Source organism: Thalassoglobus polymorphus, assembly GCF_007744255.1.
Lineage (GTDB): Bacteria > Planctomycetota > Planctomycetia > Planctomycetales > Planctomycetaceae > Thalassoglobus > Thalassoglobus polymorphus.
Window position 1 is genome coordinate 4,028,899 of sequence record NZ_CP036267.1, and the last position, 17,599, is coordinate 4,046,497.

A 17,599-nucleotide genomic window follows, 5' to 3' on the forward strand; every position below is an offset into this window, starting at 1 on the left:
TCTCAATGGGCCGTCGGATTTCCGACTCACATTCTGTTGATCTGACAAATGACGTCAGTACGATTATCTCAAACTTCCGTCTAACACGGACTCAACTGAACTTCTAACTCTTCAACGATCGCAACTTCTCAATGACTATTGCTGTTCTATCTTTTGGGGAGTAGCCACATTTGTTAGAGAATCTCATTCCCCTCGGCCAAGCAGCCGTGGAGGCTGCGCGACCACAAGATCACATGTTTATCATGCATGTGAATATCACGAGCATGATTTCAACCGGACCGGCGGAGCTCTTAACTTCCTTCCGCACCGGTCACGAAATCTCTGAGTCGTTCAAACCAATTCTTTTGGTTCGGGTGAACTTCAGCTTCTTCATGATCGGCAAGTTTCATCAGAAGTTCACGGTGTTCTTCACTGAGCTTCTTGGGAACAACGACTTGAATTTCAACATGTAAATCCCCAGGAGGACGCCCTCTTGGGTCGGGCATCCCTTGCCCACGAATCTGAAAGAGATGGCCGGGTTGTGTCCCCGCTGGAATTTTTAGCGTGTCCTGACCATCAATCAAGGGGATCTCGATGATCGCCCCCAAAGCTGCCTGTGAATAGGAAATCGGAATTTCACAGAGCAAATGTGAACCTTCACGATGGAAGATCGGATGCTCACGAACCCGGATTTCGACATACAAATCGCCACTGGCGCCACCTTGGACACCCGCTTCACCTTCGCCACGTAAACAAAGGTGCTGACCGGTCTCAATTCCTGCCGGGACCGTTACCGTCCGGGTGACATGCTCATCTTCTCGACCTGATCCATAACAGTTATTGCACTTATGCCGAACGACTTTTCCCGAACCACGACAGGTCGGACAGGCCGTTTGAACTCGAAAGAAACCTTGTGACTGTACAACTTGCCCGTGACCACCACAGTAGTCGCAGGTTTCGGGTGAGTGCCCCGGTTCTGCACCTGAACCACTACAGCGTCCACAAGGCTTCTTACGCTGAATTTCAACTTCTTTCTCAACACCTTTGGCAGCTTCGGTGAGATCAAGTTCAAGGCTGGTCTTCAAATCTGACCCACGTCCACCTCGTCTCGCTCCGCCACGACGTCCACCACCGAATCCGAAGCCTTCGAAAAGATCTCCGAATGCTTCAAAGATGTCGCCGACATCCTGAAATCCGCCAGCGCCGCCACGAGCACCTTGCACTCCAGCATGGCCGTACTGATCGTACCGGCGACGCTTCTCATCATCACCGAGGACTTCGTACGCTTCGGCAGCTTCCTTGAACTTCTCGGTCGCATTCTCGTCATCGGAGTTACGATCAGGATGGTACTGAAGCGCCATCTTCTTGTACGATTTTTTTATTTCTTGAGTCGACGCAGTCTTACTGACTTCGAGGACTTCGTAGTAACAACGCTTTGTCGCCATGGAGCAATCCAGGGAGTTCGTCGAGCAGGACATAGCTGCTCGTTCACAAGTATGGTTCTCAGTAAGAGTTGGAGCATCACAATAACCGATCCTTCAACTTGAAATTGCTCTCTCAGACGTTGAGATCAGCAGCTCTTCCAAATTTTTCCGGACGGATTTCAAACTGACCGATCCCTCAACATGAGGGAGTTGCAGAAAGTGTGATGTCCACATAAACAACGAGCCACCGGATAAACGGTGGCTCGCGGGGCTCAATGAACCTTTTCTTCATTCCGGGACATGAAACATGTTTCGGAAGATGTCGATTATCGAACAGCACCTTCGACAGCGGCTTTTTCACCACCTTCGAGATCATCTGTGCGAGTCACAAGAACTTGTGTCGTGAGCATCAAACCAGAGATGGACGATGCATAACGCAAGGCACTTTTGACAACTTTCGCAGGATCAATCACACCCGCCTTGTACATGTCGCCATACTTTCCGTTGGCAGCATTGTAACCGTGGGTTGGGTGTTCAAGGTTTTTCACTTCGTCAGCAATGACAGAACCGTCGACGCCACAGTTATTCGCAATTTGGCGAATTGGAGCTTCAAGTGCACGAGCGATAATCTTGACACCGATCTTTTCGTCACCTTTGGCTTTGACGTTCGAAATCGCTTCGATGGAACGTAGAAGTGCCACACCGCCACCGGGGAGGACACCCTCTTCAACCGCGGCACGGGTCGCATGCAAGGCATCTTCCATACGTGCTTTGGTTTGTTTCATCTCAGCTTCTGTCGAAGCACCGACCGAAATGATGGCAACTCCACCTGTCATTTTGGCGAGTCGTTCCTGAAACTTTTCACGATCGTATTCGCTGTCGGTTTCTTCAATGTGTCGTTTGATTTGACCAACACGTTTTTGGATCGCTTCCTGAGTGCCAGCTCCGCCGACGATAGTACAGGAATCCTTACTAACTTCAATTTTCGAAGCTTGTCCGAGTTGATCGAGTTCAACACTTTCCAGCTTGATGCCGAGTTCTTCTGAGATCAGAGTTCCGCCAGTCAAGACTGCAATATCGGCCAGCATCGCTTTGCGGCGATCTCCAAAACCAGGAGCTTTCACTGCACAGACAGGGAGAATGCCGCGAAGACGGTTCACAACCAGTGCTGTCAGTGCTTCGCCGTCAACATCCTCTGCGATGACCAACAATGGTTTGCCAGTTTGAGAAATCTTTTCAAGTAGCGGAATGAATTCCCGCAGGTTTGAAATCTTTTTCTCATGCAACAGGATGTAGCAATCATCGAGGACTGCTTTCATATCTGAGGCATCTGTCACGAAGTAAGGCGAAATGTACCCTTTGTCGAATTGCATTCCTTCTGCAAGTTCGAGAGTCGTCTCGCTTGATTTCCCTTCTTCGACAGTGATGACACCGTCACGACCGACTTGCTCCATCGCATCCGCAATGAGCTTTCCGATCTCAGTATCGTTATTCGCTGAAATCGCTCCGACATGTTCGATTTCTTTTTTGTCAGTAACCGGTCGAGCGAACTCTTCCAGGAATGCGATGGCAGCGTCAACTGCCTTTTCAATTCCTCTGCGAACAACGGTTGGGTTTGCTCCCATCGAAATGCTACGCAAACCTTCTGAGTAAATCGCTCTCGCGAGAACTGTCGCAGTCGTGGTTCCGTCACCGGCAACATCGCTGGTTTTGGTTGCCACTTCGTTGACAAGCTTTGCACCCATGTGTTCGTAAGGGTCTTCGAGTTCGACTTCTTTCGAAACCGTGACTCCATCCTTCGTAACAACCGGATTGCCGAAGCTTTTATCGATGATCACATTGCGACCAGTCGGTCCCATTGTCACGGCAACCGCATCGGCAAGTGTGTTGACACCGCGCTGCAACTTCAGGCGGGCACGGTCATCAAAAAGTAATTGTTTGGCCACCTCGATGACTCCTCGTTGAAAGTCAATGACGTCAACTGACAGACATGAATTCCGCCACTTCCGTTCAGTTTTGTCATTCAGTTTATGTATCGAAAAACGAGGACACTGGACAAACCAATGTCCTCGTCAAAAATTTGAACGTTGACTGAAAACTGTTTTGACTCTTTCAAATTACTTGAAAAGTCTTGATAGGACAGCTTTCAAATCTGGTCTAACCAACGATTTTAGCGAGAATATCGCCTTCACGAAGGATCTTGATCTCGCTGCCGTCAACTTCGATGTCTGTTCCGCCGTATTTACCGAACAGGACTTCGTCACCAACAACAACGCTCACTGCTGATCGTTCGCCGCTTTCCAGCAAGCGTCCCGGACCAACAGCAATCACTTTACCACGTTGTGGCTTTTCTTGCGCTGAGTCGGGAAGAACGATTCCACCAGCTGTGGTTTCTTCCGCATCCAAAGCCTGGATAACAACGCGATCATCAAGAGGATTGAGTGTCATCTCGATTTAACTCCTTGACTATCTATTTATGAAGACCGGGTTTCACCGGACAGTTTTTTACTTAATAAGCTTTCCGTGAGTGAACCTCACGGGGAACTTAGAAGCCGCCCATTCCAGGCATGCCACCCATTCCAGGCATGCCACCCATGCCGCCCATACCAGGCATTCCGCCGCCCATTCCGCCCATGCCACCCATATCGTGGTGATCATCATGGTGATGGTCGTCATCTTCTTCGACAGGTTCATCAACGACGATCCCATCAGTTGTCATGAGCAACGCAGCAACACTTGCTCCGTTTTGCAGTGCAGATCGAACAACTTTTGTTGGATCAACAACACCGAAATCAAACATGTCGCCATATTTTTCATTCAATGCGTCATAGCCGAAGTTGATGTCGTCACTCTTGCGAATGGTATTTGCAACAACAGCTCCATCCAATCCTGCGTTCTCAGCAATTTTACGGAGAGGCATTTCCAGAACGTTTCTGATCAACTGAACGCCGAGACCTTCGTCTCCTTTGGCTTTCAATTTCTTCAGAGCTTGCACGGAACGGAGCAAAGCAACTCCGCCACCGGGAACAATTCCTTCTTCAATGGCAGCCCGCGTTGCAGCGAGTGCATCATCGATCAGGTCTTTGCGTTCTTTCATTTCAGTTTCGGTTGCCGCACCGACATTCACTTGAGCAACACCACCAGCGAGCTTCGCCAGGCGTTCCTGAAGTTTTTCACGATCATACTCGCTGTCGGTCGTTTCGATCTCGGCGCGAATCTGAGCGGCTCGTCCTTCAACATCGCCTTTCTTACCGCCACCTTGAACGATAGTCGTATTTTCAGCGTTGATGCGAACGCGTTTTGCTGTTCCAAGGTCGTCCAGCTGAACTTCTTCCAGCTTTTCACCAAGGTCCTTGAAGAAAGCTTTTCCGCCGGTCAGTATCGCAAGATCCTGCATCATCGCCTTACGACGATCACCATATCCGGGAGCCTTCACAGCACAGACTGAGACGATTCCACGAAGCTTGTTGACAACCAGTGTGGCCAACGCTTCGCCTTCAATGTCTTCAGCAATGATCAGCAATGGCTTGCCAGCTTTAGAAACCTGCTCCAGCAGTGGAACCAGGTCACGGGCGTTGCTGATTTTTTCTTCGTTGATAAGCACGTAGCAGTCATCAAGGGCTGCTTCCTGCTCATCTTCATTTGTTGCAAAGTGAGGCGACAGGAAACCGCGTTCGAACTGCATCCCTTCGACGAGTTCAACATCGGTGACCATGCCACGGCCTTCTTCGACCGTAATCACGCCATCTTTGCCGACCTTCATCAGGGCATCAGCCAGAATCTTGCCGATTTCCTTGTCGTTGTTACCTGCAATGGTAGCAACGGTTTCGATTGCCTTCTTGTCGGTCGCATCGACTGGCTTGGCGATTTTCGCCAAGTACTCAGTCACTGCTTCAACCGCCTGCTGCACTCCTCGCTGGAGAGCAATCGGGGCTGCACCGGCAGCAATGAATTTCAAACCTTCACGATAGACAGCTTCAGCTAATACTGTTGCCGTTGTGGTTCCATCACCCGCGACATCTCCCGTTTTGGAAGCTGCCTCTTTAACGAGTTGAACACCGCAGTTCTCGAACTTATCTTCAAGTTCGATATCTTCTGCGACAGTCACACCGTCTTTGGTGACCTTGGGGGAACCCCAACCTTTGTCTAAGACTGCATTTCGACCACGAGGGCCGAGGGTACTCGCAACGGCGCGAGACAGTTTAGTTACCCCTGCCAGCAATTGTTTGCGGGCGTCTTCATCGAAGCTCAATAACTTGGCCACGGCTGCTCCTCATCCAGCGTTGCAGATGCCAGACTTGACCACACAATATCCAGACACCTCTGACGACTGCCTGAATTGTCACATAAAACATACAGATTCTCCAAAGATGCAACCTCTGTGCCAACAGCTTAAGAACGCCCGTAAGTTCATTGAAAACAACAACTTGAACAGAACCACCTCTGAGAATGCCCCGCACTCCCTGCCGAGTTGGCAGAGATTCGTCATTGACTCGGAAGGAGTGACAACCTGACAGTCTCGCCACGGTCAATACTCGCTCACGTACGCTCAGCCAACCACATCCAGTGGACTCCGCACTCCACAGGCACCCTTCTGCAGGACATGCGTATAGATCATCGTGGTCGAGACATCTTTGTGGCCGAGCAACTGCTGCACTGTTCGAATATCGTAACCGTTTTCCAGAAGGTGTGTCGCAAAGCAATGGCGAAATGTATGGCAGCCCACTCGTTTTGTGGTTCCAAGTTTGGTCACGGCTTTCTTAACCGCTTTTTGAAGCGAATTCTCGTGTACATGATGTCGATAGAATGGTCCTTGTGGATTCCGAGGATCTTTGCAGAGCGATCTGGAAGCAAAGACATACTGCCAACTCGGAGAATGCGCAGCCAGCGGGGATTTTCTATCAAAAGCATCAGGCAGTGAAACGCCTGCAGTCCCCAACGCTTCATCCTCTTGAGCCATTGAGATGCTACGCTGAATATGGATTTTCAGTTGTTCAACACACATTTCTGGCAATGGGAGTGCCCGATCTTTTCCTCCTTTACCGTCGCGAACAATAATTTGCATCCGCTTGAGGTCCACATCCTTGATTCTAAGACGACAGCACTCCATCAGTCTCAATCCGCTGCCATACATCAGTTGTGCCATCAGCAAGTAGGTTGGATGCTTGATTTCCGAAAGCAGCGCAGCGACCTCGTCTTGACTCAAGACATCAGGGATTCGAGGCGGACGGCTCGCTGGTTGAACATTGATCGTTCCAAGTTTGATTTCGAGCACATGTTGATAGAGAAAGACAATGGCGCATAATGCTTGCTTTTGCGTCGATGCCGAGACTCGGCGATTGATAGCAAGATGACTCAGAAATCGTTCAATCTCCAGATTTCCCATAGTCGTGGGATGGCGCCAGCGACCATCTGAATCCCGATGGAATCGGAGGAACTTCTCAACCCAATTGACGTAGCTGATTTCAGTCCGATAGGCATAACGCATCGTGCGTAGCTTCTCTCGCATCTGATCAAGGAGTTTTGGGCGTCCGTTATGATCACGTTGATGAAAATTCTGTGATTGCCGCTTAGGTTTATTCGACGCAACATCTTGACGCATCACAACTTTCCTCTTTTCTGTTGACAATCCCTTTCGATTTATACAGAATTTCCTTAATTCTACTACGAACATGTCATACAGAATTAATTCTGTCTAATTCAAGTTCGCCCCAAGAGGTTTCTTGATGTCGTGGTTCAGTCGCAAAGTCAATTTGACGCTCGTTGATGACGCCACTGGGGCTGTATTCGCGTCGTCGATGATGCCACCAAGCGACCTTCCCGACTCGTTCCAAGTCGATACCACACTACATCTCGGAGGCGACGATTGGTCGGTCATTCTCGCCGAGCCGGAGACGAAGGCTGAATTCACGAAGTCTGGCAAATTGACTTTGCGACTTCGAAAAGTCGAAATGATGGCTCCCGAGGCAATATCGTTTAGTCAATTGGATATTTCAGAGCGATTCGACGACAACGAGAACCTTGGTGCGGATGAATGGATTACAACACGAGCATTGAACGCAACTATCGACAACCCGGAAGCTTCAGGGCTTCCACCACTCGATGCCGATCCGGAAGAAGTCTATCGAGTTGCGTCCACGTTGTCTGAACTACGAGAATCAATCCCAATCGAAGGCGATGGTGTGTACTGTCCGATATGTCATGTCGCGAACATTGACATTGGCAAGCTAAGGTCACCATGTCCAAAGTGCGGTCGGGGGCTACTGAAATTCGGATGGACCTGACGAGGGGCGAACAAGGCGGTCAACCCGAGCGGCGGATCGGGCGGATTCTGTAATCGAAGGTTCTTGGCCGCCGCCGGGTTACCTTGGGCGTTATGCGTTCATGCTCGCTGGTTCTGTTGTTGCGGAATTGCTGGTGATGGCGAGTGTTACGGAGCGACTACTCTCAGCCGCCCGCCTGCTGTTTTGCTCGCTCAAGCCGCTCGACAAAATCACCCGGCGAAGGCGTGTTGATTTGGGGCTCCCGTGTTACTAAGTCTCTTCGCTCTAAAATAGAGGGAGTGGCTGGAATAGATGGAATAAGAAGAAAGGGACAGTAGGGTCCGCTGTCAGGTTGTGAATAAATGGCTGGTTTGCGATTTTCTGGACTTCTGCAATGCTATTTTTCAGAAGTCTGATTCTAATTTTCTACGTCTATGATTTTTTCGCTTTCGTGATCTCCTCAGAGTTCAGTTCGTTGCGGGCCGAAGTCTCTTTGTTTCAGGTCTCTGCTTGCTAACTTGAGTTGAGCAAGTCACAACTCAATCTTTCTTTGTTAGCTGAATTTCGCTTGCAGCTGACCTTTCAAATCGAGAGTTCGTTGAAAGTTGTGTACCAGTGCATGCAGCAAACTCACTGCTTTGGCTTTCAGTAATCCGCGAACTCCAAATTGATGCAACCCTCGATTGCGACAACCTGCATTCGGGAATTCCGCCGTCGCTGTCCGTTGACGATAAATCTCTTGTGCCGCTTCGGTCCCCATGCGTGCTCGCCACTGTTTCACTTCTTCGCTGTCTCCTTTAATAGCGAAAGTAGGGTCTGCTATGCGGACCGAATTCGTTGACCGTCGGATGCAGTAAGGTCCATTGATTTACAGTTCACTCCAACCAGAATATAACTCGTAATTCGCCCTCAAGCAAAACACACAAGCCCAAATCTGGTCCGCACAGCAGACCCTACTGTCCCTAATTCAAGTTCTGTCCGAAAGCACTGAATCAAGCGTCTCCTCGTAATTCGAACGTCGGTGTTACTAACCGCCGAACATTTATGACAGATCGGCCCCTAATACGATGTCCTGGCTGCGACACCATCGTCGCTGCAAAGCAGCCCGTTTGCCCTGGGTGTGGATCGTGTCTCAACTGCGGCGCTGCACGTACCACGAAAATCAAACAATGTCCGAAATGCGATGTTCCTTTCTGCGATTGCTGCGGTCGCTGTCCCAAATGCGGACAATTGCGATACTCGGACGTCGGACGTTGTGACTGCGGTCACCCGGACGACGAATCAAAACTCGAACTTCTGATTCGTCGCTTTGCTGTCATTGGCGCCGAAAAGGCACCAACACCAGCTGGTTGCATAGTTTTCGCCACTGCGTTCGCAGCCTTCCTTATTCTTGGGGCCATTGGGTTTGCTGTTTTTTCTGCGGCACTCTGATTGATTTGCTTTCAATTGGTTGGGTTAGTTTGTTTATTCATGGTCTCTTCCGAGCTTTGTTTTTACTTGTAGCTCAACTTCCTGATTCACGCTTCACGTGGTGATCTTACCAGCTAGACTGAAATTGGCCGATTGAGCGGTTTAACAAATTTGATCGCTAAGCTTGGAGCCGGCCCGGTTGAGTAGGTCGCCATGCTACAAGGGCGATTTCCACAGCAAACGAGACATCACTTCAATGACAAGAATGCTCCATTTTTCGAATCGACTCGTAATTGGAGGATTGCTCTGCGTCCTCTTTTTCGGCTGTACGCAGAAACCGTCTGACTCGACTCGCACAGATGATCAGGGTTCCGCCACGACTCTCGACGTCACGCCCCGTATCGAGAGGGTCTTGACGAGAGAAGAGCGCGACCAGCTGACGCCCGACGATGTGATCAAGATTCTCAAGGAAGGCAACCAGCGGTTTGTGTCGGGCACGCTGACGAGCAGAGACCATTCTCAACAAGCCCGTAAGGCAGCACTCGGCCAACATCCAAAGGCTGTGATCCTCTCCTGTCTTGATTCGCGAATTCCAGTTGAAGATGCGTTCGACCGTGGGATTGGGGACGTGTTCGTCGCAAGGGTTGCCGGCAATTTCGAGAACACTGATATCCTCGGAAGCATGGAATTTGGCTGTAAAGTCGTCGGTGCCAAACTCATCCTGGTCCTTGGCCACGAACACTGCGGTGCGATCAAGGGAGCGATTGACAACGTCGAGCTTGGCAATATCACAGCGATGCTCAGTAACATCCGCCCAGCCGTCGAACACTTCGCTGATTACAAGGGAGAAAAAACGGGTGAGAACGATGAGTTTGTGCACATGGTTACCGAACAGAACGTCCGCATGACGATGGCAAACATTCGAGCGAAAAGCCCAATTCTTAATGAAATGGTCTCAAACGGAGAGCTCAAAATCGTCGGCGGAATCTACAATATGGAGACCGGAACAGTCACATTTCTTGAATAGCAATTTGTGGTCAACGCAGGTTTCACGCTTCGGTTCGCATTCTTGTCCAACAAGAATGCGAACATCTTCGTTGCAGACGATTCTGCAGGCTCGCTGTTGAGGAAGAGGTAGGCACTGGCTGTTCAAACCCGACCAGCCAGTGTGAGAGGCGACTTTTATTAATCGTGAGATCGTCATGAAGCAACCTATCGTTGGATACCATCAAGACGAAGAAGACCACTGGGTTGCGGAGCTAAAATGCGGCCACAATCAACACGTTCGGCATGACCCACCGCTGGTCAGTAGACCTTGGGTTGAATCAGAATCAGGTCGAGAATCGATGCTCGGTTTCGAACTGAATTGTAAGAAATGTGATTTAAACGCCCCAGCAGACAACAAGTAACATGCACTTCAATTGCTTCAGTATCCTCAACGGTTGATACATCGGGAGGCCGAAAAATTGCGTGGCGTTCAGGCTGCCTGGCTGGGAGATGTCAGCTCTCTTTTGAATCTGCAGGGAGATCTTGAGCGCGCTCTGAGCTTGGCTGCGTGATTAACCGGGCGGATCGGTTGTAAGTGAAGTAGCTGTAGCTCCACTGAAAAAAGACGAGTAGTCGGTTCTGGAATTGCACGATCTGCATCAAGTGAATAAGCAGCCACAGCAACCATGCAAAGAATCCGCTGAAAGTGAATTTTCCGATCTCCGCGACTGCCGCCTTTCGTCCGATCGTCGCCATTGAACCTCGATTTTGATATCTGAAAGGTTCAGGCTCCAAGTCTCCACGCAAGCGAACTTGAATGGTTCTCGCGACGTACCTGCCCTGCTGAATGGCGACGGGTGCGACACCGGGAAGCGGCTTTCCGTCGTGATCTTCGCAATGAGCAATATCACCGATCACGAAGAGATCCGGGTGACCTTCGATATTGAGTTGTGAGTTCACAGGGATGCGTCCGGACTTGTGGCAGTCGATCCCGATCTCGCTGGCGAGGGCCTGACTCAACGGATTGGGTTTAACTCCCGCTGCCCACATCACAGTGTGTGTTGCAATATGCTCGACGCCTGAAGGTGTTTTCAGCTCGATTCGGTCTTTTTCGATTCCGGTGACCATTGTGTGCATCCGGATTTCGATTCCTAATTCTTGAACCTTTCGAGCGGCACTTTGTGTCAGCTTCGAGGGATAGGTCGAGAGAATCGCTCCGCCCGCTTCGACGAGAATGATCCGGGCTTCTTTCGGATTGATATGTCTAAAGTCATGGACCAGCGTGTGGTGAGAAATATCAGCCAGAGCGCCAGCCAGTTCGACACCTGTCGGGCCTCCTCCAATCACGACGAACGTTAAGAGTTCTTTGCGTCGTTCAGGGTCAGTTTCATTCTCTGCCAGTTCGAAACTTGTGTAGATTCGTCCGCGAATGGATGTCGCATCTTCGATCGTCTTCAAAGGAGGAGCGTACGTTTTCCAGCCATCATTCCCGAAATAACTCGGCCCCGCTCCAGCGGCGAGGACCAGTGTGTCGTACGAGAGAACTTTGTCACGAAGAACAACTTGCTTCTGCCTGGCATGAAAACCTATGACTTCACCCATCAGGATCTGGCAGTTTTTTTGCCGCCTGAGGATGGACCGAAGAGGCGAAGCGATATTCGCAGGCGAGAGCCCACCAGTTGCGACTTGATACAGCAACGGTTGAAAGAGGTGAAAGTTCCTGCGGTCGACCAGTGTGACAGCAACATCGACTCTCCGTAGCCGGCGAGCTGTTTCCAATCCGCCAAAGCCTCCACCAATGACAACGACTTGATGCTTTTGGACCATACCCGTCTTTCATTCACTTATTCACGAAGCTATTCACGAAATTGAGTGGTTCGCAATCGCAAGGCGTTCGCAATCACGGAAACCGAACTCATACTCATTGCTGCCGCTGCGATCATGGGGCTGAGGAGGAGTCCGAAGAATGGGTATAAAAGCCCTGCTGCAATGGGAACCCCCAAGGCATTGTAGAAGAATGCAAAGAACAGGTTTTGGCGAATGTTCTTCATTGTTGCCCGGCTGAGGCGAATGGCCTTCTCAATTCCGCGCAGGTCTCCCTTGACCAGTGTGACGCCTGCACTTTCGATCGCGACATCGGTTCCGGTTCCCATCGCGATGCCAACATTGGAAGCAGCCAGCGCTGGTGCGTCGTTGATTCCATCACCCGCCATGGCGACTCTCTTTCCTTCCTTTTGAAGTTGCTGTACTCGCTGATGTTTTTCTTCCGGACTGACCCCCGCCTGAACTTCGTCGATGTCGAGTTGATCAGCAACATGACGGGCTGTCACTTCGTTGTCACCTGTAAGCATCGCGATTTTCAGGCCAAGCTCGTGTAATCCTCTCACAGCATCATGAGTCGATTCTTTAATCGGATCTTTAATCGCCATCAACCCCGCGAGCGTACCATCAATAGAAACATGAATCACCGTATTACCATCGCGCCGGAGCTCATTTGCCTGCTCTTCCGATTCAGAAACGCCAGTCACATTTCGATCAGAAAGGAACGATGAGCTACCGATCAGAATTTTTTGACCATCGACCGTTCCCGAAACTCCAAGTCCTGTCGATGAGTCGAAGGACTCAACTGTTGAAAGTTGTAATCCACGTTCAGAAGCAGCTTCGATGATCGCCTGACCCAGCGGGTGCTCACTCTGCTTTTCAACAGCAGCCACAACCGCGATCAATTCATCTTCGTTCAGATTAGTGAGTGAGACTGTTCTCGTCAGTTTCGGACGTCCCTCAGTGAGCGTTCCTGTTTTGTCGACAATTAAATAGTCGACCTTTTCAAGAACTTCGAGCGATTCTGCATCTTTAATCAGTACCCCTTCCTGAGCACCACGTCCGACTCCGACCATGATGGACATTGGTGTTGCCAGCCCCAACGCACACGGACAAGCGATGACAAGCACAGCCACCGCATTAACGAAGGCGTAGCCGAGCTTCGCTTCGGCGGGACCGAAAATTGCCCACAGAATAAAGGTGAGAATCGAAACGGCAATCACAGTGGGAACAAAGTAGCTGGAGACAGTGTCCGCCAGTTTCTGAATGGGGGCGCGGCTTCGCTGGGCGTTTGCCACCATTTCAACGATCCGTGAGAGCGTCGTTTCGCTTCCCACTTTTTCGGCTTCCATTTCGAAGGAACCCGTTTCGTTCACTGTTCCACCGATGACTTCATCTCCGGTTTCCTTCAGGACAGGGACCGGTTCTCCAGTGATCATCGCTTCATCGACACGGCTACTCCCACTGGTCACTTTGCCATCAACCGGGATTTTGTCTCCGGGAACGATCCGAATTCGATCGCCCTGGACGACTTCATCGAGTGGGACAATTTTTTCCTGACCGTCTCTCACCACGCGGGCTGTCTCAGGCGTGAGTGACATCAATTCGCGAATCGCACCACTGGTCTGCTTCCTTGCCCTGAGTTCCAACACCTGTCCCAGTAAAACCAGAGCAGTAATCATGGTTGCTGCTTCAAAGTAGACCGGAACGCTTCCATGCTCGTAGAAGCTTTTCGGAATCAAATGCGGGAAGAGAATGGCGAAGAGGCTGAAGAAATAGGCCGCCGCTGTCCCCATTGAAATCAATGTGAACATGTTCAAGTGACCGGTTTTTAAAGACCGTATTCCGCGAACCAGGAATGACCAACCGCACCAGAAGAAGACTGGTGTCGCCAAGATGAATTGCAACCAATGAGAGACTGTCGTTGAGACAATTCGATCCAGCGGGATGCCGAGCATCGGACCCATCGCCAGGATCATAATGGGGACCGACAACGCGACTGAAACCCAAAATCGCCGTGTCATCGAGGTTAACTCGTGATCGTCATCTTCATCATCGACACGGATCGTCTTTGGTTCGAGATCCATCCCGCAGATCGGACAATCCCCCGGGCTTTCCTGCTCGACCTCTGGATGCATCGGGCAGATATAGATCGTCTTCTGGCTTGCCCCCTTGAAAGATGGATTCCGCTCCAGTGCCATTCCGCACTTCGAGCAATCACCCGGCTTGTCGCTTTCGATTCCCGGGCACATCGGACAAATGTACTTCGCTTCACTGGAAGCATTTACATTCGCCTGAGCGTCTCCCCCGCCGTGGCAGCAGTCCTTCCCTTGGGAATCTTGCTCCGCAGCCTCGGCAACTGGAGACGTTTCTTCGGGGGCTCCACAACAGCCAGCATCTGGCGAGGATTCAACAGGGGCCGGTTCCGCATCGGTTGAGCAGCAACTCTCCATCACTTCCAGGCCGCTTGCCGAAGGTTGTGTTTCCTGCGACTGCTCACTCAAGTATTTTTTCTGACAATGCTCGCTGCAAAAGTAGACCGGTTCGCCACCAACAACCGATTTCCTGCCAGTTTTTTCGTCAACTTCCATTCCGCATATTGGATCGATTGCCATTTTTTGACTCGAATTCGACTTGAGAAGACTCTGAGTTGAACACTGCCATGTTGTGCCATCTAGTATTTGGCATGCCACGCAAACTATTTGCTACCAGTAGTTTAGAAGAACTAGTCCCCCGGGACAATGAGCTAAGTCTCAATTTGCCACAACTCATTTGCCCTGCATGTGTTAGAGAGTCAGTACCGAAAATTTCACGGGGTTGAAATGTGGACTTTGATTGCGATGCATTAAAGCTGTCGAATACTGTCGAAGCATGTCGCGGAAAATGATTTCTCACCGCACTTGCACATTCTCATGAAGAGACTGGCGCAAGAAGGACGATAACGATCCGGGGGGATGTCCGCATTTGCGCGGAAATTCCAGCGCACTTTTTGAATCGGACCTCGAATTGTGCTTGGTGAAGATCGGCAAATTTGTTGCCGAATCAATGCGTTTCACAGCGAAACATGAATCAGTTCTGGCGTTCAGCTATTGATGCAATCCCATCACTTGGTGAGATCTCATCAAAACTGTGATCGCAGCATGACACTCATGAATCCTCCCACCGATTCCTGATGACGTGCAGACAAACCATGTTGAACTTTTTTCGAAATTGGAACACGTTGGAAGCCCGGAAGGAACGAACGCCTTCAGTTCTTCTCTCGTTGATCATCCTGTGCTTCTTGGCAACAGGTGCCTTCGCTGCCGATCCGGTTTTCTCGCGGACAAACAAGTTCAAAATTCCGTTTCAGTTTGATCAGGCTGAATTGAAAAAAATCGGAGCAAACGAAATTCAGCTGTTTGTCTCGATCAATCGTGGGGCCAGTTGGCGACTTCACGATTCCGTGCAACCGGATGCCGGAAAGTTCACCTACGAAGCAAGTGAAGATGGTGAGTTCTGGTTTTCGGTTCGGACTCGAACATCCAACGGACTCACTTACCCGGCCGGGAATCATGAACCGGGATTGAAAGTGATCATCGACACCAAGCAGCCGTCACTCAGCCTCGATCTTGCTGAAACACCAGTTGGTGGCGAAGTGGAACTTCAATGGAATGCCACAGACGATCATCTTATTGAGAGTTCGTTACAGTTGGAGTTCCTCGATCCTGTGCAACAGACATGGGAAAGAGTCGAAGTCAGACCAGCGAAACAAGGCCGGACCTCCTGGTCGGTTCCGAAAGCAGGACTCGTTGAAGTCCGTGGGCGTATTCAAGACGCAGCTGGAAATCTGGCTGAGATCGCCACTCAAACCATCGTCGCTGGAATCTCGAATCCAGCAAACCCGGCGCAACAAAATTCTCGACCAGTTGCCAAAGATGCCAAGCCGCAAATGCTGGCGAATCAACCACTCGATATCGGAATGGAGATTCATCCCAAAAACGACTCCAGAATCGGCTCAAAGTTTCAGGGAACAGACCTGATCCTTCCGGGCGATGACCTGCTGAAGAAAACTCCTGTCACCGCAGTGAGCAATGGCAATGGTTCTAATGAATTAGCGCCACTTCAGAAAGCAGCACCGAAGGCGACTCCACCACCGCTTGCCGGAGATCCTTTCTCGACGCCACCTCCGCAACCGACGCCACCCCAGCAAACGGATCTCTTCCAGCAAACAACGCCGCCTCAGCAGAAGAGGTCAACTCAAGAGGCGACTCCAACTCCAAAACCAACACCACCTCAGCAGGAAATTCCAACTCAGCAATCTGAGTTTGGCTCGAAAGAGTCGATGACCTCGCCGAAAATGAGTGAGGAGTCAGAGGAGAAATCAAAATTCGTTGACAAGAAACTCGTGAACATTCAGCGTTCAGTCAAAGATGCGGCTGGACGCTCCGTTGGACATCTCGTCAATTCCAACACTTTTCGCATCGCCTACGAACTCGAGGACGTCGGTCCATCGGGCGTTTCGAGGGTTGAGTTGTATATCACTGAAGATGGGGGAGCCAAATGGTTCCACTATGGAAGCGATCAAGACCGGGTCTCTCCGATCGTCGCGACGGTTCCCAGAGATGGTCAGTACGGATTTTCGTTCAGAATCCGCAACGGAGCCGGGATCGTCGCAACACCGCCACAACCTGGAGATAAACCAGAAATTGTCATCACGGTTGATCAGACACGCCCAGTCGTCAAAGTGAAATCTCCGCTACAGGTTGAGGGAAAAGACAAACTGAAAATCGAGTGGACTGCAAATGATCTACATCTCGACGCGAACGCAGTCGCACTCTACTACGCTTTGAAAGCTGAAGGCCCCTGGGTTCTGATTGATGGCTGGAAACCGAACACAAACAGTTACACATGGGATGTCCCCCAAGGCATCGCAAGTCAATTCTTCTTACGGCTCGATGTTCGTGATGCAGCCGGGAATATCTCGCGAAATGACGTGAAAGCCCCCTTCTCAATCGACACTGCAAAACCAACGGCACGTGTCATCGAGATTGAATCGCTCCAGAACGATCCCAAGTAAGCGGGAATTCGTACTACCCCAGTCCGAAACGGCCTCTCAACAGCATCGGCTGGTGCAATTCTGTGAGAGCTGATCCTGAAACCTGAAATTGCTCTCTCAAACGTTGAGGAAAGCGACTATTCCGGAGGTTTTCGGGCAAGATCTCGTAACAGCAGGCTCGACCGGGAAACGGCGTCTCAGCCAGTTGCCCGAATGAAAAGTTCGCTCGACTTGGCCATTCACGACTGCTGAATCAGGTCTCGAAACGCAGTTTTGCGAGAAAACCTGAGAATGCCAGTAGAATCAATGGGAAATCATTGTTTCTCATTGATGTTCGTTCGACAGTCGTTGATTTCGAGGCTAAAGTAGAGAGGCTGAAACGCCCAACCTCTGTTTTGACTTCGAAAAATCCATGGCCGGTTACAACAAATACGATCTTCGCTTGGAATCACTCGTCATTGAAGGTGTCACCCATTGGGACGCTGGAGTTGCGGATTTGACTGATGATGAAAAGAAAATCGTGGCTCAAGAAATTCATCGTCATCCCGAGCTTGCATCCAAAATCAGCTACGAGCGAGCACACACCGGATTCGCTCGGATCGTAACAGTCACCGAAGAAGATATTGCTCGACTTTACGAGCAGAATATCGCTGTGGAGTAAAAATCACATGATCCCGACA

The 17,599-nt window shown here is 50.5% G+C and carries 13 protein-coding genes; 5 read left to right on the top strand and 8 right to left on the bottom strand.

All coding sequences use genetic code 11. The features are described 5' to 3' along the window. Positions 1–290 precede the first annotated feature (290 nt). From dnaJ to Mal48_RS14410, 5 genes are all read right to left on the bottom strand, one after another. Complete coding sequence (gene dnaJ / locus Mal48_RS14390) at positions 291–1,424, bottom strand: molecular chaperone DnaJ (RefSeq protein ID WP_145200793.1); 1,134 nt, start codon at positions 1,422–1,424, stop codon at positions 291–293. Between the two features lie 305 nt (positions 1,425–1,729). Then, on the bottom strand, positions 1,730–3,349 hold the full coding sequence (gene groL, locus Mal48_RS14395) for a chaperonin GroEL (RefSeq protein ID WP_145200796.1): 1,620 nt from the start codon (positions 3,347–3,349) through the stop codon (positions 1,730–1,732). Positions 3,350–3,560: 211 nt separating this feature from the next. Then, complete coding sequence (gene groES, locus Mal48_RS14400) at positions 3,561–3,851, bottom strand: co-chaperone GroES (RefSeq protein WP_145200800.1); 291 nt, start codon at positions 3,849–3,851, stop codon at positions 3,561–3,563. A gap of 97 nt (positions 3,852–3,948) precedes the next feature. Next, entirely contained in the window at positions 3,949–5,667 is a 1,719-nt protein-coding gene (gene groL, locus Mal48_RS14405; protein ID WP_145200803.1) for a chaperonin GroEL, read from the bottom strand. Positions 5,668–5,952: 285 nt separating this feature from the next. Continuing rightward, the gene (locus tag Mal48_RS14410; RefSeq protein WP_391600785.1) at positions 5,953–7,005 is read right to left on the bottom strand and encodes an integron integrase; all 1,053 of its coding nucleotides are present in this window, start codon (positions 7,003–7,005) and stop codon (positions 5,953–5,955) included. Positions 7,006–7,129: 124 nt separating this feature from the next. On the opposite strand from Mal48_RS14410, the gene Mal48_RS14415 reads away from it, so the two are divergent. Next, a complete protein-coding gene (locus Mal48_RS14415) occupies positions 7,130–7,687 on the top strand; it encodes a hypothetical protein (protein WP_145200805.1) in 558 nt (185 codons plus the stop codon). Between the two features lie 532 nt (positions 7,688–8,219). On the opposite strand, the gene Mal48_RS14420 is transcribed toward Mal48_RS14415, so the two are convergent. After that, the gene (locus tag Mal48_RS14420; protein WP_145196836.1) at positions 8,220–8,447 is read right to left on the bottom strand and encodes a transposase; all 228 of its coding nucleotides are present in this window, start codon (positions 8,445–8,447) and stop codon (positions 8,220–8,222) included. Between the two features lie 894 nt (positions 8,448–9,341). On the opposite strand from Mal48_RS14420, the gene Mal48_RS14425 reads away from it, so the two are divergent. Beyond that, complete coding sequence (locus Mal48_RS14425) at positions 9,342–10,103, top strand: carbonic anhydrase family protein (protein ID WP_145206235.1); 762 nt, start codon at positions 9,342–9,344, stop codon at positions 10,101–10,103. A 175-nt stretch (positions 10,104–10,278) separates the two neighbouring features. After that, a complete protein-coding gene (locus Mal48_RS14430; RefSeq protein ID WP_145200808.1) occupies positions 10,279–10,485 on the top strand; it encodes a DUF3565 domain-containing protein in 207 nt (68 codons plus the stop codon). A 91-nt stretch (positions 10,486–10,576) separates the two neighbouring features. Here Mal48_RS14430 and Mal48_RS14435 read toward each other — a convergent pair whose 3' ends face one another. Both Mal48_RS14435 and Mal48_RS14440 read right to left on the bottom strand, forming a co-directional pair. After that, entirely contained in the window at positions 10,577–11,890 is a 1,314-nt protein-coding gene (locus tag Mal48_RS14435; RefSeq protein WP_145200811.1) for an NAD(P)/FAD-dependent oxidoreductase, read from the bottom strand. A 29-nt stretch (positions 11,891–11,919) separates the two neighbouring features. Continuing rightward, the gene (locus Mal48_RS14440) at positions 11,920–14,499 is read right to left on the bottom strand and encodes a heavy metal translocating P-type ATPase (protein ID WP_145200814.1); all 2,580 of its coding nucleotides are present in this window, start codon (positions 14,497–14,499) and stop codon (positions 11,920–11,922) included. A 575-nt stretch (positions 14,500–15,074) separates the two neighbouring features. Between Mal48_RS14440 and Mal48_RS14445 the strand changes: the two genes are divergently transcribed. Both Mal48_RS14445 and Mal48_RS14450 read left to right on the top strand, forming a co-directional pair. Then, positions 15,075–16,940 carry a hypothetical protein gene (locus Mal48_RS14445; RefSeq protein ID WP_145200817.1) on the top strand — a complete coding sequence of 622 codons (1,866 nt, stop codon included), beginning with the start codon at positions 15,075–15,077 and terminating at the stop codon, positions 16,938–16,940. 391 nt (positions 16,941–17,331) lie between these two features. Beyond that, entirely contained in the window at positions 17,332–17,580 is a 249-nt protein-coding gene (locus Mal48_RS14450) for a hypothetical protein (RefSeq protein ID WP_145200820.1), read from the top strand. The last annotated feature ends 19 nt before the right edge of the window (positions 17,581–17,599 follow it).

Bases quoted from the DNA above. Each gene is read 5' to 3' on its own strand.
- groES (WP_145200800.1), bottom strand. From the start codon at position 3,851: ATGACACTCAATCCTCTTGATGATCGCGTTGTTATCCAGGCTTTGGAT.
- dnaJ (WP_145200793.1), bottom strand. From the start codon at position 1,424: ATGGCGACAAAGCGTTGTTACTACGAAGTCCTCGAAGTCAGTAAGACT.
- Mal48_RS14445 (WP_145200817.1), top strand. From the start codon at position 15,075: ATGTTGAACTTTTTTCGAAATTGGAACACGTTGGAAGCCCGGAAGGAA.
- Mal48_RS14415 (WP_145200805.1), top strand. From the start codon at position 7,130: ATGTCGTGGTTCAGTCGCAAAGTCAATTTGACGCTCGTTGATGACGCC.
- Mal48_RS14435 (WP_145200811.1), bottom strand. From the start codon at position 11,890: ATGGTCCAAAAGCATCAAGTCGTTGTCATTGGTGGAGGCTTTGGCGGA.
- Mal48_RS14425 (WP_145206235.1), top strand. From the start codon at position 9,342: ATGCTCCATTTTTCGAATCGACTCGTAATTGGAGGATTGCTCTGCGTC.
- Mal48_RS14450 (WP_145200820.1), top strand. From the start codon at position 17,332: ATGGCCGGTTACAACAAATACGATCTTCGCTTGGAATCACTCGTCATT.
- Mal48_RS14430 (WP_145200808.1), top strand. From the start codon at position 10,279: ATGAAGCAACCTATCGTTGGATACCATCAAGACGAAGAAGACCACTGG.
- Mal48_RS14440 (WP_145200814.1), bottom strand. From the start codon at position 14,499: ATGGCAATCGATCCAATATGCGGAATGGAAGTTGACGAAAAAACTGGC.
- Mal48_RS14410 (WP_391600785.1), bottom strand. From the start codon at position 7,005: ATGCGTCAAGATGTTGCGTCGAATAAACCTAAGCGGCAATCACAGAAT.